This is a genomic window from Streptomyces sp. 147326, assembly GCF_045000215.1.
Lineage (GTDB): Bacteria > Actinomycetota > Actinomycetes > Streptomycetales > Streptomycetaceae > Streptomyces.
Map to the genome: position 1 here is coordinate 7,147,591 of NZ_CP134201.1, position 25,275 is coordinate 7,172,865.

26 protein-coding genes are annotated in these 25,275 nt (G+C 73.1%); 13 read left to right on the plus strand and 13 right to left on the minus strand.

Annotated features, from left to right (window positions below; translation table 11 throughout):
• Positions 1-3 precede the first annotated feature (3 nt).
• The gene (locus tag RIU97_RS32865) at positions 4-462 is read left to right on the plus strand and encodes an SPW repeat protein (protein ID WP_404961159.1); all 459 of its coding nucleotides are present in this window, start codon (positions 4-6) and stop codon (positions 460-462) included.
• 141 nt (positions 463-603) lie between these two features.
• Complete coding sequence (locus RIU97_RS32870) at positions 604-756, plus strand: SCO1431 family membrane protein (RefSeq protein ID WP_404961160.1); 153 nt, start codon at positions 604-606, stop codon at positions 754-756.
• 261 nt (positions 757-1,017) lie between these two features.
• On the opposite strand, the gene RIU97_RS32875 is transcribed toward RIU97_RS32870, so the two are convergent.
• Positions 1,018-1,140 (minus strand): hypothetical protein, encoded by a 123-nt coding sequence (locus tag RIU97_RS32875; protein WP_404961161.1) that lies wholly within the window; start codon positions 1,138-1,140, stop codon positions 1,018-1,020.
• Between the two features lie 85 nt (positions 1,141-1,225).
• On the opposite strand from RIU97_RS32875, the gene RIU97_RS32880 reads away from it, so the two are divergent.
• Together RIU97_RS32880 and RIU97_RS32885 are read left to right on the plus strand one after the other, a co-directional pair.
• Positions 1,226-1,924 (plus strand): TetR/AcrR family transcriptional regulator, encoded by a 699-nt coding sequence (locus RIU97_RS32880; protein WP_404961162.1) that lies wholly within the window; start codon positions 1,226-1,228, stop codon positions 1,922-1,924.
• 147 nt (positions 1,925-2,071) lie between these two features.
• On the plus strand, positions 2,072-3,244 hold the full coding sequence (locus tag RIU97_RS32885; RefSeq protein ID WP_404961163.1) for an acyl-CoA dehydrogenase: 1,173 nt from the start codon (positions 2,072-2,074) through the stop codon (positions 3,242-3,244).
• Between the two features lie 45 nt (positions 3,245-3,289).
• Here the strand turns inward: RIU97_RS32885 and RIU97_RS32890 are convergent, their stop codons facing one another.
• On the minus strand, positions 3,290-3,571 hold the full coding sequence (locus RIU97_RS32890; protein ID WP_404961164.1) for a hypothetical protein: 282 nt from the start codon (positions 3,569-3,571) through the stop codon (positions 3,290-3,292).
• A gap of 1,284 nt (positions 3,572-4,855) precedes the next feature.
• Between RIU97_RS32890 and RIU97_RS32895 the strand changes: the two genes are divergently transcribed.
• Positions 4,856-5,989 carry a hypothetical protein gene (locus RIU97_RS32895; protein WP_404961165.1) on the plus strand — a complete coding sequence of 378 codons (1,134 nt, stop codon included), beginning with the start codon at positions 4,856-4,858 and terminating at the stop codon, positions 5,987-5,989.
• 16 nt (positions 5,990-6,005) lie between these two features.
• Entirely contained in the window at positions 6,006-7,097 is a 1,092-nt protein-coding gene (locus tag RIU97_RS32900) for a phosphotransferase family protein (RefSeq protein WP_404961166.1), read from the plus strand.
• A gap of 34 nt (positions 7,098-7,131) precedes the next feature.
• Here RIU97_RS32900 and RIU97_RS32905 read toward each other — a convergent pair whose 3' ends face one another.
• Positions 7,132-7,611, minus strand: a complete 480-nt coding sequence (locus RIU97_RS32905; RefSeq protein WP_404961167.1) for a hypothetical protein — start codon at positions 7,609-7,611, stop codon at positions 7,132-7,134.
• Positions 7,612-7,828: 217 nt separating this feature from the next.
• Here RIU97_RS32905 and RIU97_RS32910 point away from each other — a divergent pair, with 217 nt between their 5' ends.
• From RIU97_RS32910 to fxsA, 4 genes are all read left to right on the plus strand, one after another.
• Positions 7,829-8,269: an Lrp/AsnC family transcriptional regulator gene (locus tag RIU97_RS32910; protein ID WP_030011705.1), complete on the plus strand. Its 441-nt coding sequence runs from the start codon at positions 7,829-7,831 to the stop codon at positions 8,267-8,269.
• Positions 8,270-8,326: 57 nt separating this feature from the next.
• Complete coding sequence (locus RIU97_RS32915) at positions 8,327-9,955, plus strand: amidohydrolase (protein WP_404961168.1); 1,629 nt, start codon at positions 8,327-8,329, stop codon at positions 9,953-9,955.
• 329 nt (positions 9,956-10,284) lie between these two features.
• A complete protein-coding gene (locus RIU97_RS32920) occupies positions 10,285-11,094 on the plus strand; it encodes a polyprenol monophosphomannose synthase (RefSeq protein WP_404961169.1) in 810 nt (269 codons plus the stop codon).
• Between the two features lie 67 nt (positions 11,095-11,161).
• Positions 11,162-11,791 (plus strand): FxsA family membrane protein, encoded by a 630-nt coding sequence (gene fxsA / locus RIU97_RS32925; RefSeq protein ID WP_404961170.1) that lies wholly within the window; start codon positions 11,162-11,164, stop codon positions 11,789-11,791.
• A gap of 140 nt (positions 11,792-11,931) precedes the next feature.
• On the opposite strand, the gene RIU97_RS32930 is transcribed toward fxsA, so the two are convergent.
• From RIU97_RS32930 to RIU97_RS32940, 3 genes are all read right to left on the minus strand, one after another.
• On the minus strand, positions 11,932-12,306 hold the full coding sequence (locus tag RIU97_RS32930) for an RNA polymerase-binding protein RbpA (protein ID WP_031146696.1): 375 nt from the start codon (positions 12,304-12,306) through the stop codon (positions 11,932-11,934).
• Positions 12,307-12,631: 325 nt separating this feature from the next.
• The gene (locus RIU97_RS32935) at positions 12,632-14,041 is read right to left on the minus strand and encodes an MFS transporter (protein WP_404961171.1); all 1,410 of its coding nucleotides are present in this window, start codon (positions 14,039-14,041) and stop codon (positions 12,632-12,634) included.
• 68 nt (positions 14,042-14,109) lie between these two features.
• Positions 14,110-14,880, minus strand: coding sequence for a glycerophosphodiester phosphodiesterase family protein (locus RIU97_RS32940; RefSeq protein ID WP_404961172.1), 771 nt, complete (start codon positions 14,878-14,880; stop codon positions 14,110-14,112).
• A gap of 258 nt (positions 14,881-15,138) precedes the next feature.
• Between RIU97_RS32940 and RIU97_RS32945 the strand changes: the two genes are divergently transcribed.
• Positions 15,139-16,641 carry a PLP-dependent aminotransferase family protein gene (locus RIU97_RS32945; protein ID WP_404961173.1) on the plus strand — a complete coding sequence of 501 codons (1,503 nt, stop codon included), beginning with the start codon at positions 15,139-15,141 and terminating at the stop codon, positions 16,639-16,641.
• Between the two features lie 77 nt (positions 16,642-16,718).
• Here RIU97_RS32945 and RIU97_RS32950 read toward each other — a convergent pair whose 3' ends face one another.
• The gene (locus RIU97_RS32950) at positions 16,719-18,332 is read right to left on the minus strand and encodes a hypothetical protein (protein WP_404961174.1); all 1,614 of its coding nucleotides are present in this window, start codon (positions 18,330-18,332) and stop codon (positions 16,719-16,721) included.
• Between the two features lie 69 nt (positions 18,333-18,401).
• Positions 18,402-18,596: a hypothetical protein gene (locus RIU97_RS32955; protein ID WP_030031218.1), complete on the minus strand. Its 195-nt coding sequence runs from the start codon at positions 18,594-18,596 to the stop codon at positions 18,402-18,404.
• 316 nt (positions 18,597-18,912) lie between these two features.
• On the opposite strand from RIU97_RS32955, the gene RIU97_RS32960 reads away from it, so the two are divergent.
• A complete protein-coding gene (locus tag RIU97_RS32960; RefSeq protein ID WP_361765315.1) occupies positions 18,913-19,335 on the plus strand; it encodes an ankyrin repeat domain-containing protein in 423 nt (140 codons plus the stop codon).
• A gap of 333 nt (positions 19,336-19,668) precedes the next feature.
• Positions 19,669-21,066, plus strand: coding sequence for a HEAT repeat domain-containing protein (locus tag RIU97_RS32965; protein ID WP_404961175.1), 1,398 nt, complete (start codon positions 19,669-19,671; stop codon positions 21,064-21,066).
• 202 nt (positions 21,067-21,268) lie between these two features.
• On the opposite strand, the gene RIU97_RS32970 is transcribed toward RIU97_RS32965, so the two are convergent.
• The 5 genes from RIU97_RS32970 to RIU97_RS32990 form a co-directional block, all read right to left on the minus strand.
• Positions 21,269-22,354, minus strand: a complete 1,086-nt coding sequence (locus RIU97_RS32970; RefSeq protein WP_404961176.1) for a hypothetical protein — start codon at positions 22,352-22,354, stop codon at positions 21,269-21,271.
• Entirely contained in the window at positions 22,351-22,929 is a 579-nt protein-coding gene (locus RIU97_RS32975; protein WP_404961177.1) for an RNA polymerase sigma factor, read from the minus strand. Before RIU97_RS32975 ends, RIU97_RS32970 begins: the two co-directional genes overlap by 4 nt.
• A 74-nt stretch (positions 22,930-23,003) precedes the next feature.
• Positions 23,004-23,870: a biotin-dependent carboxyltransferase family protein gene (locus tag RIU97_RS32980; protein ID WP_404961178.1), complete on the minus strand. Its 867-nt coding sequence runs from the start codon at positions 23,868-23,870 to the stop codon at positions 23,004-23,006.
• Positions 23,863-24,483, minus strand: a complete 621-nt coding sequence (locus RIU97_RS32985; RefSeq protein ID WP_404961179.1) for an allophanate hydrolase subunit 1 — start codon at positions 24,481-24,483, stop codon at positions 23,863-23,865. The genes RIU97_RS32980 and RIU97_RS32985 overlap by 8 nt, the downstream gene beginning before the upstream one ends.
• On the minus strand, positions 24,480-25,274 hold the full coding sequence (locus RIU97_RS32990) for a LamB/YcsF family protein (protein ID WP_404961180.1): 795 nt from the start codon (positions 25,272-25,274) through the stop codon (positions 24,480-24,482). Before RIU97_RS32990 ends, RIU97_RS32985 begins: the two co-directional genes overlap by 4 nt.
• Position 25,275: the final 1 nt, after the last annotated feature.

The window sequence follows — 25,275 nt, forward strand, 5'->3', positions numbered from 1 at the left end:
GCCATGACCACTCATCCCAGCAGCATCGAGCACCACCCGGACCTTGCCGAGATGCGCACTCGGTTCGAGCGGGTGACCAGCACCCCTGCCGCGCAAGCCGTTGAAGCACTGGCCCTGGTCACGGGTCTGTACCTGGCGGCTTCGCCGTGGATAGCCGGGTTCAGCGTCCTGACCCCGCTGGCCATCAACAACCTGATCGCCGGCCTGGCGTTCTGCCTGTGCATGGGTGGTCTGGGGTCGGCTTACGAACGCACCCATGCGATGGCCTGGACCGCCGTAGCGCTCGGCGCGTGGACGATCATCGCCCCGTGGGCCATCGCCGGAGAGATGGACACGACTCGTTCCGTGGTCAGCAACGTGATCACCGGAGTCGTCGCACTCTGCCTCGGCCTCGCGATGGCGGGCATGGCGGGCCGCAGTCGCGATTCCCGACGCGATTCCCGACGCGATTCCCGCATCTGACGACGGCGCCGAACAGGCCGCCGGGCCCTCGCCGCCCCCTGTGTTCTCGGGGAGCGGTGAGGGCCCGGCGGTGTGATGTGGACCACCACGTGACCATCGTCATCTACCGCGAAGGCCGCGAACGCTGGCACATTGGACATCATGACTGCCGACAGCGCCGCCCCGACCGCCCCCGCCCTGGACCTCGTTCGCACCGGAGGCCCCAAGGGCGACTCCTCCTGGCTGGAGCACGTCCTCGGCTGGACCCTCGTGGTCGTCGTCGCCATGTTCGTCACCCAGGTCGGCTGGCTGTAACCGCGTCCGTTCCAGCCCGCACGCTCGCGGCCGCCTCGACGGCGCCTCCGCAGCCGCCTCCGCAGCCGCCTCCGCAGTCGCTTCCGCAGTCGCCTTCGTAGTCGCCTCCGCACCGGGGATCACGAGGCCTCCGGCCTCAGTCCGTCGGTGACGATCACGTCGGAGGTGACCAGCGCCTGCTCGGCGCTGACCCGGGCCATGAAGACGAACGGCGGGATGACCGGGAGAGCGGGATCAGCAGCAGCTCGGTCCCGCCCCGCATCACCGGCAGTCCGCGTCCCGGCCGATCTGTGCCGTACCGAACGTGGCGTCGCCGTCGAGGTCCTCGCCGTCGACGGGACGGAGGCGGCGGGCGCGCCAGGGTGTGTTCTTGCCGGTAGCCATGTGTTCCTCCCGTAGGTCGTCCGGTGCGCAGGGGAGTGCTGCCATACTTCGGGCACGTTGTGGCGGTTCGAGGCTAGGGCTGAATTTGAATAACAGTCAACAGCGCGGTACGACCGAGCGTTCGCAGGTCCGCATGGCCGAACTCATAGCAACCGGGCGCAAGTTGTTTGCCGACACCTCCTACGACGCGCTCTCCATGGACGACATCGCCAAGCATGCGGGGGTCGCCAAGGGCTTGATCTACTACTACTTCAAGAGCAAGCGCGGCTACTACCTCGCCATCGTCGAAGACTCGGTCGCCGAGCTCGTCGCCCGCGCCGGCGGGGACGCGGACCTCCCCGACGCGGAGCGCGTCCGCCGCACCATCGACGGCTACCTGCACTACGCCGAGCACCACCGCGCCGCCTACCGCACCATCGTCACCGGCGGTGTCGGCTCCGACGCCGAGGTGCTCGCCATCCGCGACGCCGTCCGCGAGGAGTTGGTCGCCACCATCGCGGAAGGCGCGTACGGCCACCGCGCGCTCCCTCCGGTCGCCCGGCTCGCCCTCGTCGGCTGGCTCTCCTCGGTCGAGGGGATCACCCTGGAATGGATCGGCGGGCCGGGTGGGATCGAGGTGGAGGCGCAGCCCGATCGCGCCGAGATCGGGGCCCTGCTCGTGCGCCAGCTGCGCGCGACACTGACGGTGATCGGGGAATTCGTCCCGGAGTGTCCGGCACCTCCCGCTACCGAAGGACCGTTCGGTCAGCGTGACGATCTTGCCCCGGTGACGGGAAGCCCCTGATCGGGCATACTCAAGCCGCCGCAGCCGCTGAACAGCCCATTCCGTGATCCGGGAGGGCACCATCGGCTGTGAGAGCACCGAGACCCGGCGGCGCGTCCCACACCTCACGCGTCGCCGCCGTGCCCGACCAGGGAGGAGAGCGCCGCCATGACAGACCGCGCCCCGCAGCCGGTGGACCGTCAGCTGCCCACCGAGGAGTCCCGCGACCTCCTCGCCCTCGTACGCGAGATCGCCCAGCGGGAGATCCGCCCGAAGGCCGCCGAGGAAGAGGACTCCGGGAGGTTCCCCCGCGAGGTCTTCACGCTGCTTTCGGAGGCGGGGCTGCTCGGCCTCCCGTACCCCGGTGAGTTCGGCGGCGGCGAGCAGCCGTACGAGGTCTACCTCCAGGTCCTGGAGGAGCTGGCCGCGGCCCGCCTGACCGTCGGCCTCGGCGTCAGCGTGCACTCCCTGGCCTGCCACGGCCTGGCCGGCTACGGCACCAAGGAGCAGCAGGGCGCGCACCTGCCCGCGATGCTCGGCGGCGGCCTGCTGGGCGCCTACTGCCTGTCCGAGCCGGCCGCCGGCTCCGACGCCGCCTCGCTCACCACCAAGGCGGTGCGCGACGGCGACGACTGGGTCATCACCGGCACCAAGGCCTGGATCACCCACGGCGGAGTCGCCGACTTCTACACCGTCCTGGCGCGGACGGGCGCCGAGGGTCCCAAGGGCATCACCGCCTTCCTGGTCCCCGGCGACGCGGAGGGCCTGACGGCGGCCGTTCCCGAGAAGAAGATGGGCATGAAGGGCTCGCCCACCGCCCAGCTGCACTTCGACGGCGTACGGGTGCCGGACGCGCGCCGGATCGGCGAGGAGGGGCAGGGCTTCACCATCGCCCTGGCCGCGTTGGACGCGGGACGCCTGGGCATCGCCGCCTGCGCCATCGGCGTCGCGCAGGCGGCGCTGGACGAGGCGCTCACGTACGCCCTGGACCGCAAGCAGTTCGGGCACCCGATCGCGGACTTCCAGGGGCTGCGCTTCATGCTGGCCGACATGGCCACCAAGATCGAGGCGGGGCGCGCGCTGTACCTCGCGGCGGCCCGGCTGCGGGACGCGGGCAAGCCGTTCTCCCGGCAGGCGGCCATGGCGAAGCTGTTCTGCACGGACGCGGCGATGGCCGTCACCACGGACGCCGTGCAGGTCCTCGGCGGCTACGGCTACACCGCGGACTTCCCCGTCGAGCGCCTGATGCGCGAGGCGAAGGTGCTCCAGATCGTGGAGGGCACCAACCAGATCCAGCGCATGGTCATCGCCCGCCACCTGGCGGGGCCGGAGACCCGCTGAGCCTGGTTCGGGGGTGGGGGTTAGCCGGGGCTGGTGGGGGGGGGGTTAGTACAGCCCGCTGCTGGTGGTGGGCCAGACCGGGGAGGACGTGAGCCGGGACCACTCAGGGTCGCGCCGACCGGGCAGGGTGCGGCCGGCATCGGCCCACCGGGCCAGCAGGTCGCGGTAGATCGGCGGGTCGGGCGTCTGCTGTTGCTGCTGATGTTGCTGATGTTGCGGTTGCTGTTGTTGCTCACGCTGGTGGGGATGCTGCCGCTGAACCGATTCTTCGAATCCCGGCGGCGTCGGCCGACGCCTTCGGCCGGTTGAAGACTGAAGCATGGTCATGCACGGCCAACGCGGGAGCAAAGGGCCGGGTAATCGCCCCCGGGGTACGGGTATCCGTTCGAGCCGTCCCCGGGGGCGGGTCTGGCGGGCCGGGATCAGAGGGGGTTCGGGGGTTTCCCGTCGGTCTCATCGTCTTCCGTGGCGGGCCGGTCCCTCAAGGGCGCTCCTTCGTCGCGTCGCTGCGCGATGGCCTGCGGCCACCCTTGACCGACCGTCCCGCCACGGAAAATCGAAGACAGCCGGGAAACCCCCAAAAGAACGGGCCGGGCGATCAAGGCAGGGACGGGTGTGTCGGTGGCCGACGGCCCGGTTGGGGGGCGCATCAGATCGCTACGCACTTCGCATCTCTCAGCGGCTGCCGGCCGTCTGGGGGTGGGCATAGGTCGCCATCGACGGTTGCGCGGTTCACATGTTTCGGCGGCTGCCGGTCGTCTGCGGTTGGGCCTGGGGCCGCCGCTGATCGCTGGGCGCTTCGCACGTTCGCGGCGGCTGCCTGGCCTTCCTGGGTTGGATGTAGGCCGCCATCGATCGCGAAGCGCTTCGCCCCGCAGCAGCTGCCGGCCGTCTGGGGGTGGACGTAGGGCGCCATCGATCCTGCGTGGCGGCGGCCGCCTGCCGTCTGGGGTCGGTAGGCCGCCTCTCATCGCTACGGCCTCCTCCGTAACGGCGGCCGCAGGGCGTTGGGGGCTGGACATGAGCCCCCGGCGATCGCTACAGGCTTCGCACGCTTCAGCGGGCGCCGGCCGCCGGTCGCCGGCTGTCTCGGGGTGGGCATGGGCCGCCACCGCTGGCTACGCGGTTTCGCACGTCTCAGCGGCTGCCGGCCGTCTGGGGGTGGACGTAGGGCGCCATCGATCCTGCGTGGCGGCGGCCGCCTGCCGTCTGGGGTCGGTAGGCCGCCTCTCATCGCTACGGCCTCCTCCGTAACGGCGGCCGGCAACCGCCCGGGGTTGGGCCCCAGCCACACCTCGGTCCAGTTCGGCTGAGTCGAGCTTCAGCCTCTCCGCCCCCTCGATCGTCCCTCACCGGTCCCTCACCGGTCCCTCACCGTCCTCACCGGTCCCTCACCGTCCTCACCGGTCCCTCACCGTCCTCACCGGTCCCTTCCGGCCTTCCGGCCTTCCGGCCTTCCGGCCCAGCGGCCCAGCGGTCCGGCGACCCCGGCGCGGCGTGGTGTGTCGGGGTGTCAGAGCGTGCCAGAAGGGTGGTCTTGGGGGGCGCTTCTGACGTACCGTCATATCCGCCTGAGCCGCCCCCCGAAGCCGTCCGTCCAGGAGGTCCGCCATGTCCGTCGACCGGCCCGTCGCCCTCGACGAGTACCCCATCCACCAGGCCCCCCTGTCGATGAAGCACCTCGTCAGCGGCGACCGCAACGCCTACGACCGCTGCATCTTCCACGTCTTCGACCACGCCGGCCGCGCCGTCCTCATCCTCGGCCTCGGCGTCTACCCCAACGCCGGGGTGATCGACGCCTACGCCACCCTCCGCATCGGCGACGAGCTCCTCGCCGTCCGGGCCTCCGACGCCCTCACCGACGATCGGATGAATCTGTCCGTGGGGCCCCTGTCCATCACGGTCGACGTTCCGCTCAAGCGGCTCACCCTGCGCTGCGCGGCGGACCCGGAGGACCCGGACGGGCTTTCGTACGACGTCACCTGGACCGCCGAGTTCCCCGCCGTCTGGGAGCCCCACCACGTCCAGCGGCGCGGCGACCGGCTCATGCTGGAGGGGCGCCGCTTCGTCCAGGCCGGTGGCGTGAGCGGCGTCATCCGGGCGAAGGGGGAGGAGTTCGTCCTCACGCCGGGGGAGTGGACCGGTACCCGCGACCGGAGTTGGGGGGTGCGGCCGATACCTGGTGAGGACGGGGGGAGGGCCGCCGAGGAGTACCGGCCCGAGGGGTTTCACTGGCTCTGGATCCCGGTCCGCTTCGAGGACCGGTTCGTCATGGTCATCGCCCAGGAGGACGCCGACGGGCACCGCACCCTGAACGAGGCGGTGCAGGTCTTTCCCGAGGGCAGCGGCCGCCACGACGTCCAGCTCGGCTGGCCGCACACCGAGATCCGCTACCGGCCGGGCGGCCGGCACCCCGAGCGGGCCGTGGTCCATCTCGCCGACCCGTCCCGCAAGCCCCTCGAACTGGTCGTGGAGATCCTCAACAGCTCCCCGCTGGCCGTCGGCGCCGGTTACCCGCCCGCCGGCGACTGGCAGCACGGCACCTGGCAGGGGCGCGGCTGGACCGACCGCCGCGTCTACGACCTGTCCGACCCCGCGGCCCACCCCATGGCCGCCTTCGGGGTCACCGACCACTCGGCCCGCTTCACCCTCGACGGGCAGACCGGACACGGCATCTTCGAGCACGGCAGTTTCGGCCGCCACGACCCGAGCGGCTTCACCGACTACTCCTCCGTCGCCCAGTAGCAGGAAGGGGCTCACCATGGCCATCGCGCCACGCCCGCGCACCTCCACCCGGGAGCCCGAAGAGCTCGGCCGACGCCTCGCCGTCTGGCTGGACGGCAGGCTCCCCGGAGCGAAGGTCACCAACGTCTCGGTCCCCGGATCCAACGGGATGTCCAGCGAGACCCTGCTCTTCGACATAGAGCACCCCGACACCCCGCTCCGCGCCTGCGCGCTGCGGCTCGCCGCCGACCCGGCCGCCTACACCGTCTTCCCGACGTACGACATGCCGCGCCAGCACCGGGTGATGCGTCTGGTCGCCGAGCACACGGACCTGCCCGTCCCGCGGGTGCAGTGGCTGGAGGAGGATCCGGGGCCGCTGGGGGCGCCGTTCTTCGTGATGGCGCGGGCCGAGGGCAGGGTCCCGCCCGACGTCATGCCCTACACCTACGAGGGCAACTGGCTGCACGCCGCCACCGACGCCGAGCGCGCCGCGCTCCAGGAGGCGAGCATCTCGCTGCTGGCCCGCCTGCACGACCAATTCCCGGCCAAGGAGGCCGAGTTCCTCCTGCCGGACGGCAAGGGCACCCCGTTGCGCCGGCACGTGGACGCCCAACGCGCCTACTACGCCTGGGTGGTGGGCGGACTCGCCCCGTCCCCGCTGATCGAGCGGGCCTTCGCCCGCCTGGAGGAGCTGTGGCCGGCGGACGAGGGCCCCGCGGTCCTCAACTGGGGCGACGCCCGCATCGGCAACGTCATCTACGACGGCTTCACGCCGGTGGCCGTCCTGGACTGGGAGATGGCGGCCTGCGTCCCGCGCGAGGTGGACCTCGGCTGGACCGTCTACCTCCACCGGTTCTTCCAGGACCTCACCGTCGGCTTCGGACAGCCCGGCCTGCCGGACTTCCTGCGCCGCGGGGACCTGGAGCGCCGGTACGCCGAACTCACCGGGCACACCCCGCGCGACATGGAGTTCCACACCCTCTACGCCGCCCTGCGGCACGCCATCGTGATGCTGCGCATCGCCTACCGGCAGGCGCACTTCGGCGAGGTGGAGATCCCCGCGGACCCGGACAGCCTGATCCTGCACCACGCCAGCCTGGCCGCCATGGTGCAGGGAACGTACTGGTAGGGGTCGGAGCAGGGGCGGGACGCCCGGGCGGTGGTCAGGCCGCCTGGGCGTGCTGCTGCCGCGTCTGCGCCTGCGGCTGCGGGAGCACCGGGCTCACCACGCGGACCGGACGCGAGCCCGGGCCGCCGACGTGCGAGAAGGGCTGCGTCCGCCAGTCCAGGCCCTGGGGCAGGGCCGACAGGACGACGGAATCGAGCTCCTGGACCTCCGCCGGCTGGATCGTGCCGACGGTGGGCAGCGCGTCCGTGGCCGGCCGCCCGGTACCCGCGCACACCGTGAGCCCGAAAGGGTTCCACGGGGTCAGGCAGAGCGCGTGCTGCGGCAGGAACTCCTCGTCCGCGACGAGGGCGATCGACTGGCCGCAGTCGGGGCAGATCGCGTGGTGGATCTCGAACCCGTCGAGGTCGTCCGGGTATTCGGCGTAGGCGCCGTCCTCGGGGTACGTGCCGTCCCCGGATGCGAGCGGTTCCAGGGGCTCCGGTTCGGTGCGACCGGCGCGCTTGGTGTTCAGCATGGATGTACTCCCCCTTGGGTGGGCCGGGCGGGCAGCTTCTACGGCCTCGGCCACAGCAAGCACTTCCCGTCGAGCGTCACGAGTAACCACAACAGACCGGCCTGCGCCTGCATACCCCTGTGGCCTTGGTCACATGCCTGGCGCAGATGCCTCCAGTGGGCGGACACCACTGGGCCTGGAGTGCCCTTGGGCCTTAAGTTGTGCGGCTATGAGCGCAATGGAGGAGCTGGACCGCCAGATCGTGGATCTGCTCGTACGGGACGGGCGGATGAGCTACACGGATCTGGGCAAGGCCACGGGACTGTCCACGTCGGCAGTCCATCAGCGAGTACGCCGTCTGGAACAGCGCGGGGTGATCCGCGGGTACGCGGCCGTGGTCGACCCGGAGGCCGTCGGCCTGCCGTTGACGGCGTTCATCTCGGTCAAGCCCTTCGACCCGAGCGCCCCGGACGACATCGCCGACCGGCTGGCAGGCGTCCCCGAGATCGAGGCCTGCCACAGCGTCGCGGGCGACGAGAACTACATCCTCAAGGTGCGCGTCGCCACGCCCCTGGAGCTGGAGGACCTCCTGGGCCGGCTGCGCGCCCTCGCCCACGTCTCGACGCGCACGACGGTGGTCCTGTCCACCCCCTACGAGGCCCGCCCGCCCCGCGTGTAGTCCGCGCGGGGGACCCGGCGGTCGGTGGGGGCGGGGCGACGCGGGACACTGGTCGGCATGACTGACCGCACCACCGACTCCGCCGACGCCGCCGGAGCACTGACCAGGACCGTCCTCCTCCGCGGGGGCGAGGTCCACAGCCCCGCCGACCCCTTCGCCACCGCGATGGTCGTCGAGCGCGGCCGTATCGCCTGGGTCGGCTCCGAGGGCGCGGCCGACGCCTTCGCGCAGGGCGTGGACGAGGTCGTGGACCTCGGCGGGGCGCTCGTCACGCCCGCGTTCAGCGACGCCCACGTCCACACCACCTCCGCGGGTCTGGCCCTCACCGGGCTTGACCTCAGCGGCGCGCGCTCGCTGACGGCCGCGCTGGACCTCGTACGCGCGTACGCCGCGAGCCGTCCGGCCGACCGGGTGCTCCTCGGGCACGGCTGGGACGCCGCCCGCTGGCCCGAGCGCCGGGCGCCGCACCGCGCCGAGCTGGACGAGGCCGCCGGCGGCCGCCCGCTCTACCTCAGCCGCATCGACGTCCACTCGGCGGTGGTCACCACGGCCCTGCTCGACCTCGTCCCGGCCGTGCGGCCCGCAGGGGACCGGCCGCTGACCGCCGACGACCACCACGCCGTACGGCGGGCCGCCCTGGCCGCCGTCACCCCGGCCCAGCGCGCCGAGGCCCAGCGGGCCGCCCTCGACCGGGCCGCCTCCCTCGGCATCGGCTCCCTGCACGAGTGCGGCGGGCCCGACATCTCCTCCGCCGAGGACTTCACCGGCCTGCTCGCCCTGGCCGCCGAGCGGCCCGGGCCGCGCGTCTTCGGGTACTGGGCCGACCGGGACCTGGGACTGGCCAAGGCGCTCGGGGCCGTCGGGGCGGCCGGTGACCTCTTCGTCGACGGCGCCCTCGGCTCGCACACCGCCTGCCTGCACGCCCCGTACGCCGACGCCTCGCACACCGGCACCGGCTACCTCGACCGGCAGGCCGTCACCGAACACGTGGCCGCCTGCACCGAGGAGGGCCTCCAGGCCGGCTTCCACGCCATCGGCGACGCCGCGATCACCGCCGTCGTCGAGGGCGTCCGGGCGGCCGCCGAGAAGGTCGGCCTGGCCCGGGTCCGCGCCGCCCGGCACCGGGTCGAGCACGCCGAGATGATGACGCCCGCCGCGATCGCCGCCTTCGCGGAGCTGGGGCTCACCGCCTCCGTGCAGCCCGCCTTCGACGCGGCCTGGGGCGGCGAGGACGGCATGTACGTCGACCGGCTGGGAGCCGAGCGCGCCCGCACCCTCAACCCGTACGCGGCCATGCTCAAGGCCGGTGTGCCACTGGCCTTCGGCTCGGACGCACCGGTCACCCCGCTGGACCCCTGGGGCACCGTCCGCGCGGCCGCCTTCCACCGGACCCCCGAGCACCGCATCTCCGTACGGGCCGCCTTCACCGCCCACACCCGGGGCGGCTGGCGAGCGCTGGGCCGCGACGACGCGGGCATCCTCGTCCCCGGCGCCCCGGCCGACTACGCGGTCTGGCAGACCGGCGAACTGCTGGTCCAGGCCCCCGACGACCGGGTGGCCCGCTGGTCCACCGACCCCCGCTCGGGCACCCCCGGACTGCCCGACCTGACCCCCGGATCCGAACTGCCGGTGTGCCTCGCCACCGTCGTCGGCGGGCGGGAGGCATTCGTACGCCCACAGGGGTGATCCGGTGTGCCTCGGTTCGGTACGGGCGGTCGGACCCGGATAGGTTCGGCCGGGTCCACCACAGGACGTCCGTGCCGGACGGATCCGTCTGCTCAGCGCGCCCGCGCCTCGGGGGCGAGGGAAGGTTTCGCCGGTGGGGGCACCCCCAGTGGTAGCTGGGGGAGGGTGGCCCCGGGTCGGGGCCCGGCGGTCCAGTAGACAACGGTCACGGCGGCCCGCAGCCAGCGGGCGTCTGACCGGCCCGAAGGACCGCGGGCCCCGATCACTGTTCTAAAGTCATCCTCTGCGACCAGACGTACAGGACGTGCACGAGCACAAAAGGGGACTCAGTGAGCGACGGCGGACAGCGGACCTACGGGCCGCTCGGTACGGCCTTGGTGATCATTCCGACCTACAACGAGGCGGAGAACATCGGGCTGATCGTCGGCCGCGTCCGCGCGGCGGTGCCCGAGGCCCACATCCTGGTCGCCGATGACAACAGCCCCGACGGCACCGGAAAGCTCGCCGACGAGCTCGCGGTCGGCGACAACCACGTGCACGTACTGCACCGCAAGGGCAAGGAGGGGCTCGGCGCGGCCTATCTGGCGGGGTTCCTCTGGGCCCTGGACGCCGGCTACGGAGTGATCGTCGAGATGGACGCCGACGGTTCCCACCAGCCGGAGGAATTGCCCCGCCTGCTCACCGCACTCGCCGGCGCCGACCTGGTCCTGGGCTCCCGCTGGGTGCCGGGCGGCCGGGTCGTCAACTGGCCGAAGAGCCGGGAGATCCTCTCGCGCGGCGGTTCGACGTACTCGCGGCTGATGCTGAACGTCCCGATCCGCGACGTGACCGGCGGCTACCGGGCCTTCCGCCGCGAGACCCTGGAGGGTCTGGGCCTGGACGAGGTGGCCTCCGCGGGCTACTGCTTCCAGGTCGACCTGGCCCGCAGGGCGGTGAAGAAGGGTTTCCGCGTGGTGGAGGTGCCCATCACGTTCGTCGAGCGCGAGTTCGGCGACAGCAAGATGAGCAAGGACATCGTGGTCGAGGCCCTGTGGCGGGTCACCCAGTGGGGTCTGAAGGCCCAGGCGGCCAGGCTGCTGGGCAAGGACGGCGGCGGGGGTCCGGCCAACCCCGCTAGCAGGCCCGACGCGGAGCGCTGACCCCTAGGGGCGGTCCGGTACCTCCGGCTGAGGACACTTTTATGCGGCCCCAGGCACACTGGTGGGTATGACGACCGGCACTGGATCCCTGCGGCCGGGGACCTCGACGGCCCCCCGGCGGCGCACGCCCGCCCGAACCTTCATCCCCCTGGCGGTCGCCGCCTGGCTGATCCTGGAGATCTGGCTGCTCACCGTGGTCGCGGACGTGGCCGGCGGGCTGGCCGTCGCCGCGCTGCTCGCGGGCGCCATGGTGCTGGGCGCCGTGGTCATCAAGCGGGCCGGGCGGCGCGCCTTCAAGAACCTTGCGGACACCTTCCAGCAGGCCCAGCAGGCCCAGCAGGCCCAGCAGGCCCAGCAGGCCCAGCAGGGGCAGCAGCCCGCCCCGCAGCAGCCCGGCCGGGGCAACGGCCTCACCATGCTGGCGGGCCTGCTCCTGATGATGCCGGGTCTGCTCTCCGACGTGGCGGGACTGTTCCTCCTGCTGCCGCCCGTCCGGGCCTGGATCGGCCGCCGTGCGACCCGCTCGCTGGAGCGGAAGATGGCCTCGGCCCCGGCCGGGAGCTTCGGCGACGCCTTCCAGCAGGCCCGTATCCGCTACCCCGACGGCAAGATCGTCCAGGGAGAGGTCATCCGTGAGGACCGGCCCGAGGGCCCGGGCGGCCCGGAGACGAGCCACCGCCCGCCCCTGACCTCGTAGGACACCGGCCCGATCCGGCCCCGGCCGTCACGGCCGGTCCCGATCGGGCAGAGCGCAGGAGACAGGAGAGCGCAGGACAAGCCGAGGGGCCCCGCCACACTGTGTGGCGGGGCCCCTCGGCTTGTGTATCCGTCCGGCTGTCAGGCGGACTTGCGGCTGTCCCGCGGATGCACGGCAATGTTCATGGCGCCGGAGCGCAGGACCGCAAGCCTTTCGGCCAGCACTTCCTCCAGCTCCTCGCGGGTGCGTCGCTCCATGAGCATGTCCCAGTGCGTTCGCGCAGGCTTGCCCTTCTTCTCTTCGGGCCCGTCCCCGTCCACCAGGAGTGCCATGGCGCCGCACGCCTTGCACTCCCACTCCGGCGGAATGTCTGCCTCAACCGAGAACGGCATCTCAAATCGATGTCCGTTCTGGCATGCGTACTCCACCGCCTGGCGCGGGGCCAGATCGATGCCGCGGTCCGTCTCGTAGCTGGTAACCACGAGGCGCGTACCGCGGAGAGCTCGCTCACTCATGAATCGTGCCTCCCGGGCTTGTCGCCCACAGGACAGGTGTCGCTGTCGTCGTCATCCGGTCAACGTCCGGTCGGCGGTATAGATTCCCGCTCCGGGTCGTGCGTCGCCCGTCGTGCCGCCCCTTGTTGTACCCACCAGTGCCCGTTTTGTCACATCTGGCAGCAGATGTCACCCAACGTCCACGCTTATTAAGCGCGCAGTAACGGTCCGCCTGGCAGGCCAAAGGCGTACACTACCGGCCCTTTGCTTCAACGTCTAAATTCGTTCGGAATTCGTTCGTGGATCCGGGCCGTGCGCACTCGCGGACCCGCTCTCAGATCCGCTCTCAGATCCGCTCCGGTACAGGATTGCCTGCCGCTTCCACCGCGCGCCGCACCGGCACTCGCGCCAGGAGCACGAATCCCAGTGCGAAGAAGGCCACCAGCGAGATGATCGCGTCCCGGTAGCTCCCCGTGAGCTGGTAGGTCAGGCCGAAGACGAGCGGGCCCACCCAGCTCAGCCCGCGGTCGCTCATCTCGTACGCCGAGAAGTACTCGGCCTCCTTCCCCGCCGGCACCAGGTGCGAGAAGAGCGAGCGCGACAGCGCCTGGCTGCCGCCCAGGACCAGTCCGATCATCGCGGCGAGCGCGAAGAACCACACCGGGGTCCGGGCGGGCAGGAAGTAGCCGACCGCGAGCGTCACGGCCCAGGCGGCCAGCGAGCCCAGGATCGTCCGCTTGGCGCCGTAGATCCGCGCGAGGCGGCCCATCCCCAGCGCCCCCGCCACCGCCAGGACCTGCACCAGCAGCACCGCCCCGATGAGGGTGGACTGGTCCAGCTCCAGCTCCTCCGAGCCGTAGATGGAGGCCTGGGAGATCACCGTCTGCACGCCGTCGTTGTAGATCAGGTACGCCAGCAGGAACGACAGGGTCAGCGGGTAGCGCCGCATGTCCTTGAGGGTGGCGACGAGCTGCTTCCAGCCGCTGACCGCCGGCCCGGCCCCGGGCTCCCGGACCACGGCCCGGTCCCGCAGCCGGCGCAGCGGGATCAGAGCGAAGGCCCCCCACCACAGGCCCGCCGAGGCCAGGCAGATCCGTACCGCCATGCCCTCGGTGAGGCCGAAGGAATCGTGGCCCATGTAGAGCACCAGGTTCATCACGAGCATCACGGAGCCCGCGGTGTAACCGAAGGCCCAGCCCCGGGAGGAGACGGTGTCCCGCTCGTCCGGTGTGGAGATCTGCGGCAGGTAGGCGTTGTAGAGCACCATCGAGACGGACAGCGAGGCGTTGGCCACGATGAGCAGCAGCCCGCCCAGCAGGTAGCGCTCACCCCCCAGGAAGAACATCCCGGCCGTCGCCGCGGCGCCGACGTAGGCGGCCACCGCCAGCAGCGGCTTCTTGCGCCCGGTCCGGTCCGCCGCGGCGCCCACGAGCGGCATGAGCAGCACGGCCAGGATCACCGAGGCCGACACCGAGTAGGCGAAGAAGGACCCGGCCCGCACCGGGATGCCCAGCGGGTGCACGAAGCCCTCGGCGTCCGCGGCGGCCTTGGCCACCGAGGTCAGGTACGGCCCGAGGAACACGGTGAGCACGCTCGCCGAGTACACCGACACGGCGAAGTCGTAGAAGTACCAGCCCCGCTGCTCGCGCTTGCGCGCGGCCGTCGCGGCAGCGGCCGTCGCGGCCGATCTGCCGTCCTCGGCTCCCGGTTCCGCTGGTTCCGCTTCCTCGGTCGTCCTGCTGTCTTCCGCGCTCACCTGGTGTCCCCCTCGCTGGTCCCCGTACCGCAGCGGCCCCCTTGCCCGCGCGGCGGCCGAAGAGCGTGTCAGGCCCAGGCCCCGCGCCGGTCCAGCACCGTGCGCAAGATGTCGATCCGGTCGGTCATGATGCCATCGACACCCAGGTCGAGGAGAGCCTCCATACGTTCCGGTTCGTTCACGGTCCACACGTGGACCTGAAGGCCCCGCTCGTGCGCGGTCCGCACGAAGCGCCGGTCGACCACGCGGATGCCCGCCTGGGTCTCCGGCACCTGGGCCGCGACCGCGCCCACGCGCAGCGCCGCCGGGATCGCGAACGAGCGCAGCCGCAGGCCGAGCACCCCGCGCACGCCGTACGAGGTCGCCAGCCGGGGGCCGGCGATCTTCTGGGCGCGGGCCACCCGGCTCTCCGAGAAGGAGCCCACGCAGACCCGGTCCCAGATCCCGGTCCGGGCGATCAGGTTGACCAGCGGGTGCAGCGCCGACTCGGCCTTGACGTCGATGTTCCAGCGGGCGTCCGGGAACTCCTCCAGCAGCTCCTCGAAGAGCGGCAGCGGCTCGGTGCCGGCCACGCGCGCCTCGCGGACCTGCTTCCAGGGCAGCTCGGCGATCCGGCCCCGGCCGTCGGTGACCCGGTCCAGCGTGCAGTCGTGGAAGGCGACGAGTTTTCCGTCGGCCGTGGCGTGCACATCGGTCTCGAAGTACCGGTAGCCCGCTTCGGCGGCCCGGCGGAAGGCGGCAGCGGTGTTCTCCAGCCCGTCCGCGGCACCTCCCCGGTGCGCGAAGGGGATCGGAGCCGGGTGGTCCAGATACGGATGGCGAAGGCGTACGTGCGTCACGGCGGCAGTATCCCCCGGGACGTGCGTGGACGGTGGTACGCGAGGTGAACGGCGGACGAGGCGCCGTCCGAACCGGTGCCCGCCGACGCCCCTCCGATGCTCCACCGGCACCCCTCCGGTGCCCGGCCGGCGTCCCGGTGCGGCACCCCCTGGTGCAAGTGGACTGGCACGTGACAGGCTGTGCCCGCAGACATCAATCCAATCCCGGCTCCCGGCACCCGCGGCCGAGGCCAATCCGACGAAGGTGGACCGGACGCAATGGCCGAATGGACCTCGGCGGTCGGCGCCGCCCAGCTCGCCCGTCTCATCACCTCGCAGCAGGAGCGCCCCGCGGTCCCCGGCGCCCGCAAACCGCCCGCGTACCGCACCCTCGCCGACGGGATCCGCCTCCTCGTCCTCGAAGGCCGCGTTCCGGTCGCCGCCCGGCTCCCCGCCGAGCGGGAGCTGGCCGTCGCCCTCTCCCTCAGCCGCACCACCGTCGCCGCGGCGTACGAGGCCCTGCGCGGGGAGGGGTTCCTGGAGTCCCGCCGCGGCGCCGGCAGCTGGACCTCCGTACCGGCCGGGAACCCGCTGCCCGCGCGCGGCCTGGAGCCGCTGCCGCCCGAGTCCCTCGGCTCGATGATCGACCTCGGCTGCGCCGCCCTCCCCGCCCCCGAGCCCTGGCTCACCAAGGCCGTGCAGGGCGCCCTGGAGGAGCTGCCCCCGTACGCGCACACCCACGGCGACTACCCGGCCGGCCTGCCCGCGCTGCGCCGGATGCTCGCCGACCGGTACACCGAGCAGGGCATCCCCACCATGCCCGAGCAGATCATGGTCACCACCGGCGCGATGGGCGCGATCGACGCCATCTGCAGCCTCTTCGCCGGGCGCGGGGAGCGGATCGCCGTCGAGTCGCCGTCCTACGCCAACATCCTCCAGCTCATGCGCGCCGCCGGGGTCCGCCTCGTGCCCGTCGCCATGGCGGACGGGCTGGCCGGCTGGGACATGGACGTCTGGCGGCAGGTGCTGCGCGACTCGGCCCCCCGCCTCGCCTACGTCGTGGCCGACTTCCACAACCCGACCGGGGCCCTGGCCTCCGACGAGCAGCGCCGCGCCATGGTGGCGGCCGCCCGCTCGGCCGGCACCGTCCTGGTCGCCGACGAGACCATGCTGGAACTCCAGCTGGACCCCGAGCTGGACATGCCCCGCCCGGTCTGCTCCTTCGACCCGGCCGGCAGTACGGTCATCACCGTGGGCTCCGCCAGCAAGGCCTTCTGGGCGGGCATGCGGATCGGCTGGGTCCGCGCCGCCCCCGACGTGATCCGCAGCCTGGTCGCCGCCCGCGCCTACGCCGACCTGGGCACGCCGGTGCTGGAACAGCTCGCGGTGAACTGGCTGATGCGCACCGGAGGCTGGCGGGAGGCCGTCGGGATCCGCCGCGACCAGGCCCGGGAGAACCGCGACGCGCTGGTCGCGGCGGTCCGCCGGGAGCTGCCGGACTGGGAGTTCGAGGTTCCGCAGGGCGGGCTGACCCTGTGGGCCCGCGCGGGCGGCCTGTCGGGCTCCCGGCTGGCCGAGGTGGGGGAGCGGGTCGGCGTACGGGTCCCCTCGGGACCGAGGTTCGGCGTGGACGGGGCCTTCGAGGGCTACGTCCGGCTGCCTTTCACCGTGGGCGGGCCGGTGGCCGAAGAGGCCGCCTCCCGGCTGGCGGCGGCGGCCCGGCTGGTCGGCACGGGCGCCGGCGGCAGCGGCGCGGAGCCGCCGCGCACATTCGTGGCGTAACAGTTCGTGGCGTACCACCAGGGCCCCGCCACCCGGGCAGCCCCGGGCGGCGGGCGAGCGCCGGGCCCCCGCCGGGGTCACGGCGCCTCGGCCGGGACCTCCGGGATCTCCGAGGCGCCGACGGCCCAGCCCTGCGCCGGCGGCAGCGTGTGGTGGGGCCTGCCCGGGCCGCGGCCCGGGCCCTGCTGCCGGTCCGGCAGCAGCTCCAGCACGGCCTGGCGGTACACCGCGTTCGCGGCCTCGTCGTACGGGTCCGGGGTGGCGGGCACCTGCAGCCGGTGTACGGGACCCGCGCCGAGCCGGGCGTACCCGCGGCCGGGCGGCACCTGGGCGGTCGGGGTGGTGTGCGGCGGCAGCCCCAGTACGTCGGCGATCTGCTGGATCCCGGCGGGTCCGAGGACGATCCGGGCGCGGGTGTGCTGCCAGACCGCGTCGTTGAGCAGTTCCAGGTGGTCGAAGTGCTCGGCCACCACCACCGTGACGTGGGCGGGCCGGCCGTGCCGCAGCGGCACCTGCAGCTGGGCCAGCGGGTCGGGGCCCCCTTCGGCGACCGCGAGATGGGCCAGCACGCTCGGCTGGTCCAGCAGGATCCACAGCGGGCGCCGGGTGTCCTCGGGCGCGGGCCGGCCGGACTCCCGGGCCCGGTGGGTGGCGATGAGCCGCCGCTCGGTCTCCTGCGCGGCCCATTCCAGGGTGGCCTGCGCCCCGGTCGGCCCGCATTCCACGGCGAGGACGCCGGCGCGGCCCGACAGACAGGAGTAGTCGCCGCTGCCGCCGCCGTCGACGATCAGTACGTCGCCGCCGTGCCGCAGGGCCTGCAGGGCGACGGAGCGGAGCAGGGTGGAGGTGCCGGTGCCGGGCTGGCCGACGGCCAGCAGGTGGGGCTCGGTGGAGCGGGGCCCGGTGCGCCAGATCACGGGTGGCACGTCGCGGGGCTCATCGCCCTCCAGGACGGGCAGGGTGCGCTGCACGCCGCCCGTGTCGGTGAAGCCGAGCACGGTCTCGCCGGGCGAGGTGACGAACGGCTGGGCGGCGATGCCCGTCGGCAGCGCCGCCAGCACACTCAGGTCGAGCTGGTTGCCCTCCTCGTCCCAGTCGAAGAGATACTCCCGTCCGCGCCCGGATTTGGCGTGCAGCAGTGCCTCGATCCGGGCCCGTGAGGCGGCCTCGCCATCGGTGAAGTAGGCCGGGTAGCGGATGTGGAGCCGGGTGATGCGGCCCGCCTCGTCGAACTCGTAGCCGCTGAAGGCCTTGTCCCAGTCCCCGCCGTGGGCGAAGAGGGGGTTCGGGTCCTCCGGGATGGAGAAGTACGGCACGAGGGCTTCGTAGAGGGAGTCGAGCCGTTCGGTCTCGGCATCGCTGGGCCCGGTCTTCACCGCGGTGCGGTCGCGTCCCTGCCAGGCCGCGGCCGCCATGAGGGTGATCAGGGCGAGGAGCGGACCGTAGGGGAGGAGCGCGACCACGAGGACGCAGGCGGCTCCCAGGAACAGCGCGGGACCACGCTTGTCCTTGGGGGTCTCGGACCATCTGCGCCGCCCGGCCGAGGCCAGGATGCGCAGCCCGCGTCCGATGGTGAGGAGCGGATGGAGGACGTCCGTGGCGGTGTCGGCGGCCGTGCGAGCGAGGTCGCGGCCCCGGGACAGCGACGCGGTGCCGCTGCTGAGGATGCGGGGAAGTGGGCGCCGGGCCACGGGCGTCTCCTGGAGTTGTGGGTGTGACGGGTGCTTCGGGTGTTGCTGGTGGCGCTGCGCGATGGCGGGCTAGAGCTTGATCCCGCCGAGCAGGCTCGCGAGGCTCGCCGTGCTCGCCGTGATGCTCGGGGCGATGGCGGAGCCGGCGAGGAAGAAGCCGAAGAGCGAACAGACGAACGCGTGCGTCAGCTTCATCCCGTCCTTCTTGAAGAAGAGGAAGCAGATGATGCCGAGCAGGACCACGCCTGAGATGGACAGGACCATGAGGAGCCCTCCTGGTTGGTGGGGACAGTCACCATCAGTTCTTCCAGGCTCACAGGAAGTATCTATGCGACAAAAGGTGCATACGGGTGAATTCCAGGGTTTTTCACTTGACCGGCTCAGCTCGGCTGGCGCGTCCGGCGCACAGGGGGTCGAGGGTGATCCTTGCCTCGGCCCGGCCCGGACATGTGCAGGCCAGGGCGCTACTCTGGCGATTCACCCGTACGGACGCAGTGCCGTGCACCCCCCTGCCCGCCCGTCCCGGGGACGGGGCCGCGAGGCGGACCATGTCAGCAACGAGTGAAAGGCGGTACGAACGATGAGCGAGCAGGCTGCAGAAGGCGCCGGTTCCCAGGGCGTCCCCGACGAGGACGTCATCGAACTGGCCACCAAGATCTTCGACCTCGCCCGTCAGGGTGAGACCGAGACGCTCACCGCCTACCTCGACGCCGGGGTCCCGGCGAACCTCACCAACGACCGCGGCGACACCCTCGTCATGCTCGCCGCCTACCACGGCCACGCCGACGCGGTCTCGGCCCTGCTGGCCCGCGGCGCCGAGGCCGACCGCGCCAACGACCGCGGCCAGACCCCGCTCGCCGGGGCGGTCTTCAAGGGCGAGGAGGCCGTCATCCGCGCCCTGCTCGCCGGCGGGGCCGATCCGAACGCCGGAACCCCCTCCGCCGTGGACACGGCGCGCATGTTCGCCAAGGCCGACCTGCTGGAACTTTTCGGAGCCAAGTAGTCCGTTTTTGCCGGGGATCTGGCCGCGCCCGGCCGGTTCCCGACCTCACAGGTTGGTCACGGCGGCCGTAAATGTGGTCGCGGTGCACAAACCGGCTGGGCCATCATGGCGTCGGATTCGATTCGCGAGCACGGGGGGCGGGCCGGAGCGGGGTAGGACACGAAGGGTGTCCCGGCCCGACCCGGCCACCATGGTCACGAAGAACTGACGAGAGTGAGAAGGCAATGGTCTACATCGAGCGGAACATGACGGCGGACGTCCTCACATGCTGTTACGCGGCCTTGTGAATCCCGATTCCCGGTTGCGTCCCCAGCTTGATTTGAGGCCATTCCCATGTTCGAACCAGTCATAGCACCGAGCGGTACCCTGCTCGGGCTCCTCCAGCGCGGCCGCGGCGACGGCACGCTGCACGCACTCGCGGCACCCAGGGCGGAGGCCCTCGAGGCCCTCAACCAATGCGTGCTCCGCGACCCGCGCCAGGACTGGCAGGTCGAGAACCGCTCCTTGTACTACGCCCGGCTCTACCTGGACCTCAACGGTCCCCTGGGCGAGATCGAGAACCACCTCTTCAGCGCCGACGACCTCGTCGACGAAGAGGACCACCGGACCGGCCTCGCCCTGTCCGTCCTGGGCCACCTGGCCTCGTACGGCCGCGACGACGCGCTCATGCTGCTGCGCCGGTACGCCGCCTCCGGGGCGAACTGGGCCTGGGCCCTCGACGAGCTCGCCCTGCGCGACGACGACGAAGGCCTGCGGTCACTGGCCACGCCCGTCCTCGCCAGATTCCCCGCCACGGCGGACGGCGAGGCGCGGCTGGCCGCCGCCGTCCGCGACGCCTACGAGCCCCGGCCGTGGTGCCTGTGGGAGGAGACCCCGCAGCACGGCGAGCGCCTGCGCGCCGCCCGCCAGCAGGGCTCCTTCGACCGCTGGCAGCGCCAGCTGAACCCGAGCGGCCCCCGGCCCGGCTGGGGCGTCCAGGCCGTCTTCGACTGGGCCGCCGACGGGCTGCGCCGCGGCACGCCGCTGCACGTGCCCGCCGCACGCTGCTTGGCCGCCGTGGCGGCGCCCGAGGACCGCTCCGCGATCCTCGCGGCCGCCGCCGGCGCCTCCGGCGAGGCCGCCCGCGCCACGGCCCTGCACCACCTGGTCCTCGCCGAGCCGGAGAATCCGGCCGTGCTGGACCTCATCGAAGCCGCCGCCGACGAACCCGCCGTGGCCGCCTACGAGCGCATGTGCGGCCCCGGGGCCGTCGAACGGGCCCGGCGCTGGATCCACCGCCCCGACGCCCTGGGCGCGGCCGCCGCGGCCGTCCTCGCCGCCCGGGGCGGAGCCGACGACGCGGAACTGGTCCTCGGCGCCCTGCGCTCCACGGTCCGCGGCTCGGGCCCCGACACCCGGCGGCTCTACGCCCTCGTCGACGGAGCCGGCCGCCTCGCCATCGGCTGCGCGGCCCCCGTCCTGCGCCACATCTACCGCGAGACGGCCTCCTCCCACCTGCGCGGCCGGGCCGCGCGGGCCCTCGCCAGCACGGACCCCACCTTCGCGGCGGGCTTCGCCGTCGAATGCCTCTGGGACTGCGAGGAGACCACCCGGGAGGTGGCGGCCCACCACGCCGAGACCGCCGACGCCCGGGTCGCGCCGCGACTGCGCCGCCTGGCGACGGACCCGGCCGAGGAAGAGGACGTCCAGTCGGCCGTACGCAGCCGGATCGCTCCGGAGACCGCCGTGTAGGGGCGCGTGACGGGCAAGGCGGTTCCCGAGCGGGCGGTGCCCGTGGTCGAGGCGGCACGGGCGAGCCCCGGGCCCTTTGACCACGTGGACCGATCGCTCCATCGGTCGAACCGCCGCCCGCAACCACCTGATCGTGGCCCGCCCGTCGCGCCCTGTCGCGGGCGCGCGGACGCCCCGGCCCTGAGGGGGCCGGGGCGGGGGCTCACCGCGACGACGTGGCGGGCGGTGCCGGAAGGAGCTGGGGACCGCCCTGCAGTTCCTTGAGCCTGGCCTGCGCCTCGGCCCATTCCTCGTCGGTCGACGAGAAGTCGATCTCGCAGGGCGTGACCTTCGACGTCTCCTTCACGCCGTACCCGACCTTCGCGTACGGGCTCGACGGCCTCGCCGGTTTCGTGAGCACGAGGGTGTACCCCGGAGGGACCGTCTTCGAGTTGATCCGCAACCGGGGTGTCGTCCCGACGGACACCTCGGCCTCGTGGTCGGCCTGCGGGCCCCGGTAGCCGCCCCCCACGTGCGTGCACTCCGTCGCGGGCTTCTTCTCGGTCACCGCGACGCTGACCCCCTGGGCCCGAAGGCTCTGGACCAGTGCGACCAGCCCCTCAGGCGCGGGAACGTCGACCTCGATGGTCTTGCCGGGATCCTTCGGGGGTTCGGAACGCGCCTTCAGCGCTTCCTCCAGGCCCTCGGAGTAGTCGATCGAGCAGGACGGGACCTTGGACGTCTCGACCACGCCGAAGCCGATCCCCTGCTCACCCAGCGGGTAGTAGTCCGCCCACGAGAACGTGAGCGTGTAGCCCGGTGGGACCGTCTTCGCGTTGACCTTGAGCGTGAAGTCGTCATCGCTGTGCTGCATGATTTCGGCCTCGGGGTCGGCCTGTGGACCGCGGTACCCACCGCCGAGCTCGGAACACCGGGACCGGGGCCGCTTCGGGACCAGTGCGACCTGGACCCCCAGCTCCTTCAGCCGGTCCACCAGGGCCGGGATCTGATCGTGCCCGGGCAGCTTGAGCCGGAGCGACCCGTCCGGATCCTTCCTGATCTCGGGCGCGCCCGTGGCCGGAGGGTTCGGCGAGCCGGTGGGACCGCCGGCGGGCAGCGAGCCGTTGCGGGTGCTGCCGGGCAGGGCCATGACGGCGACGACGACGGCCGTGGCGATGCCCACGGCGAGCGGGATGCCGTAGCGGCGGGCGAAGGAGCGGGCGGGAGCCGGGGCCGGGGCCTCCTCCGGGAGGCGGGCCAGCAGCGCCGCCTTGAGCCGGTCCTCGAACCCGCTGGGCCTGGTGCTCATCGGGCTGCCTCCAAGTGCGGTTCGGTGACGGCGCAGGGCCCGGTCCCGCGCAGCGCGCGGCGGGCGCGGTGCAGACGGACGCGGACGGTCGCCTGGGTGACCCCGAGGGCCTGCGCGGCCTCGGCCGGGGTGAGTTCGTCGATGACCACGAGGTCGAGGGCGGCGCGCAGCGGCTCCGAGAGGCCGGCGTGGCGCTCGGCGAGGGACCTGAAGGCCCGCTGGGCGTCGATCCGTTCCTCCAGGGCGGCGACGTCCTCGTCCTCGAGGAGGCGGCGGCCGCTCAGCCGCGCCAGCGCGCCGCTCTCGCGGGCGAGTCCGCGGGCGTGGCCCGACAGGACGTTGCGTGCTATCCCGAACAACCAGGCGATCGGCGCTCCCCTGTTGGGCCGATAACCGGAGGCCGAGCCCATCGCCGCGAGGAAGATGTCCGCCGTCAGGTCCGCCGCCAGGTGCGGGTCGGCGACCCGGCGGGTGACGAAGCCGAGCACGGCGTCGATGTGCTCCTCGTAGAACGCGCCGAATCCGTCGTGCGTGGTGAGATCCGGTGGCCCGGTCTTCTGTCCTGGGCTGCGCACCCTGGTTCCTCCCCTGCGTCGGGGACCCGGTCGGCCCCCTCACTCCGTACTTGGCCGGAGCCCCCGCAAACGTTTCATCGGGACCGCAGGAACCTCACCGGAGTCCCCGGCCGGGCCTGCGCCGCCGCGTCCAGGGCCGGCCCCGGCGGGACCACGCCCACCACCGGGTAGCCGCCCGTCACCGGGTGGTCGGCCAGGAACACCACCGGCAGGCCGTCCGGCGGGACCTGGACCGCGCCCAGCACCATGCCCTCGCTCGGCAGCTCCCCGGGCCGGGCGCGGACCAGCGGCGGGCCCGCCTCCGTGCGCAGGCCGATGCGGTTGGACCTGGCCGACACCCGGAACTCCGCACGCCACAGCCCGGCCAGCGAAGCCGGCGCGAACCAGTCCGCGCGCGGCCCCGGGCGGAGCGGGAGCAGCAGTTCCGCGGGCGGCCCGGGCAGGGCGCAGAGGTCCGCCCCGGGCACCGGATCCGGCCCGGCGGGGCCCACCGGCAGCCGCATCCCGGCCGACAGGACGGCCGGCCCCAGGCCTGACAGCAGGTCCGTCGAGCGACTGCCGAGGACCGGCGGGACGGCCAGGCCTCCCCGTACCGCGACGTAGCTGCGCAGCCCCGATTCCGCCGGGCCCACCTCCAGCTCCGCCCCGGCCGGCAGCCGGACCGCCGCTCCCCAGGCCGCCGGGCGGCCGGAGATCCGTACGGAACAGGGGGCGCCCGTGACCGCCACGACCGTCGCGGCGAGCGCCCGCAGCCCGGTCCCGTCCAGGGTCGTCTCCAGCGCGGCCGCACCCGGCGGGTTGCCGAGCAGCCGGTTGGCCAGTGCGTACGCCGCCGTGTCCAGCGCTCCCGAGCGGGGGACGCCCAGGTGCGCGCATCCCGGGCGCCCCCGGTCCTGGACCGTCGTCAGCGCGCCCGGCCGCACCACCAGCAGCTCAGTCACGGCCCGCCTCCGTGAACCGCACCCGGACGCCCGGCGCGAACAGCGCCGCCGGTTCCCGCTCCGGGTCCCACAGCACCGCGTCCGTGGACCCGATCAGCTGCCAGCCGCCGGGGGAGGAGCGCGGGTACACCCCCGCGTACTCGCCGGCCAGCGCCAGCGAACCCGCCGGGACGGCCGTACGGGGCGTGTCACGGCGGGGCAGGTGGAAGCGTGCCGGGAGCCCCGTCAGGTAGCCGAAGCCGGGGGCGAAACCGCAGAAGGCCACCCGGAAGCCGGTGCCCCCGACGATCCCCGGCACCTCCCCGGGGGACACCCCCCACCGCCGGGCCACCTCCGCCAGGTCCGGGCCGTCGTACCGCACCGGGACGGTCACCAGCGGCCCCTCCGCCTCCGCGAGCGCGGGCACCTCCCACCGGGCGATCCGGGCCCCCAGCGCGGCCGGGTCCCGCACCCCGTCCAGCAGCACGGTCCGCGCCGCCGGCACGAGGTCCCGTACGGCGCCCAGTTCGCCCGCGTCCCGGCGGCGCAGCAGCTCGGCGTGGAGCGCGGCCACCTCCGCGGCCGAGTCCAGCTCGATCAGCAGCGCCTCGCCGCCCACCACGAGGGGCCTCACGCGAACGCCTCCACGCGGACCCCGGCCGCGCCCAGCGCCTCCCGGACCCGCCGCGCGAGCACGGCCGCCCCCGGGGTGTCCCCGTGCAGGCACAGCGACCGCGCGGCCACCGGGACCGCCGACCCGTCGGCAGCCACGACCGTCCCCTCGGCCGCCATCCGTACGGCCCGCGCCACCACCGCGTCCGGGTCGTGCAGCACCGCTCCCGGCTCGGTGCGCGGCACCAGCGTCCCGGCGGGCGTGTAAGCGCGATCGGCGAAGGCCTCCGGTACGGCGGCCAGCCCGGCCCCCTCGGCGGCGGCGAGCAGGAGCGATCCGGGCAGCCCCAGGACGGGCAGGCCCCCGGTGGCACCGGACCCGGCGGCCAGCCGGACGCCCGCGACCACGGCGGCCGCCTGGTCGCCGTCGTGCACGGTCCGGTTGTAGAGCGCTCCGTGCGGTTTCACGTACGACACACGGGAGCCGGCCGCCCGCGCGAACACCTCCAGCGCGCCGATCTGGTAGGCCACCTCGTCCGCCAGCTCGCCGGCCGGCACGTCCATCGCGCGCCGTCCGAAGCCGGCCAGGTCGCGGTAGGAGACCTGCGCGCCGATCCGTACGCCCCGCTCCGCGGCCAGCTCGCAGACCCGGCGCATGATGGACGGGTCCCCGGCGTGGAAACCGCAGGCCACGTTGGCACTCGTGACGACGGAGAGCAGGGCCTCGTCGTCGGTGAGCGTCCAGCGTCCGAATCCCTCGCCGAGGTCGGCGTTGAGGTCGACGACGCGAGCGGATGCGATCATGGAATCCATG

Coding starts and splice junctions, on each gene's coding strand:
- RIU97_RS32890 (WP_404961164.1), bottom strand. CDS start 3,571: ATGACCATGCTTCAGTCTTCAACCGGCCGAAGGCGTCGGCCGACGCCG.
- RIU97_RS32905 (WP_404961167.1), bottom strand. CDS start 7,611: ATGCTGAACACCAAGCGCGCCGGTCGCACCGAACCGGAGCCCCTGGAA.
- RIU97_RS32970 (WP_404961176.1), bottom strand. CDS start 22,354: ATGAGCACCAGGCCCAGCGGGTTCGAGGACCGGCTCAAGGCGGCGCTG.
- RIU97_RS32945 (WP_404961173.1), top strand. CDS start 15,139: ATGGCCGAATGGACCTCGGCGGTCGGCGCCGCCCAGCTCGCCCGTCTC.
- RIU97_RS32870 (WP_404961160.1), top strand. CDS start 604: ATGACTGCCGACAGCGCCGCCCCGACCGCCCCCGCCCTGGACCTCGTT.
- RIU97_RS32965 (WP_404961175.1), top strand. CDS start 19,669: ATGTTCGAACCAGTCATAGCACCGAGCGGTACCCTGCTCGGGCTCCTC.
- RIU97_RS32885 (WP_404961163.1), top strand. CDS start 2,072: ATGACAGACCGCGCCCCGCAGCCGGTGGACCGTCAGCTGCCCACCGAG.
- RIU97_RS32930 (WP_031146696.1), bottom strand. CDS start 12,306: ATGAGTGAGCGAGCTCTCCGCGGTACGCGCCTCGTGGTTACCAGCTAC.
- RIU97_RS32910 (WP_030011705.1), top strand. CDS start 7,829: ATGGAGGAGCTGGACCGCCAGATCGTGGATCTGCTCGTACGGGACGGG.
- fxsA (WP_404961170.1), top strand. CDS start 11,162: ATGACGACCGGCACTGGATCCCTGCGGCCGGGGACCTCGACGGCCCCC.
- RIU97_RS32875 (WP_404961161.1), bottom strand. CDS start 1,140: ATGGCTACCGGCAAGAACACACCCTGGCGCGCCCGCCGCCTCCGTCCC.
- RIU97_RS32960 (WP_361765315.1), top strand. CDS start 18,913: ATGAGCGAGCAGGCTGCAGAAGGCGCCGGTTCCCAGGGCGTCCCCGAC.
- RIU97_RS32955 (WP_030031218.1), bottom strand. CDS start 18,596: ATGGTCCTGTCCATCTCAGGCGTGGTCCTGCTCGGCATCATCTGCTTC.
- RIU97_RS32915 (WP_404961168.1), top strand. CDS start 8,327: ATGACTGACCGCACCACCGACTCCGCCGACGCCGCCGGAGCACTGACC.
- RIU97_RS32900 (WP_404961166.1), top strand. CDS start 6,006: ATGGCCATCGCGCCACGCCCGCGCACCTCCACCCGGGAGCCCGAAGAG.
- RIU97_RS32865 (WP_404961159.1), top strand. CDS start 4: ATGACCACTCATCCCAGCAGCATCGAGCACCACCCGGACCTTGCCGAG.
- RIU97_RS32895 (WP_404961165.1), top strand. CDS start 4,856: ATGTCCGTCGACCGGCCCGTCGCCCTCGACGAGTACCCCATCCACCAG.
- RIU97_RS32990 (WP_404961180.1), bottom strand. CDS start 25,274: ATGGATTCCATGATCGCATCCGCTCGCGTCGTCGACCTCAACGCCGAC.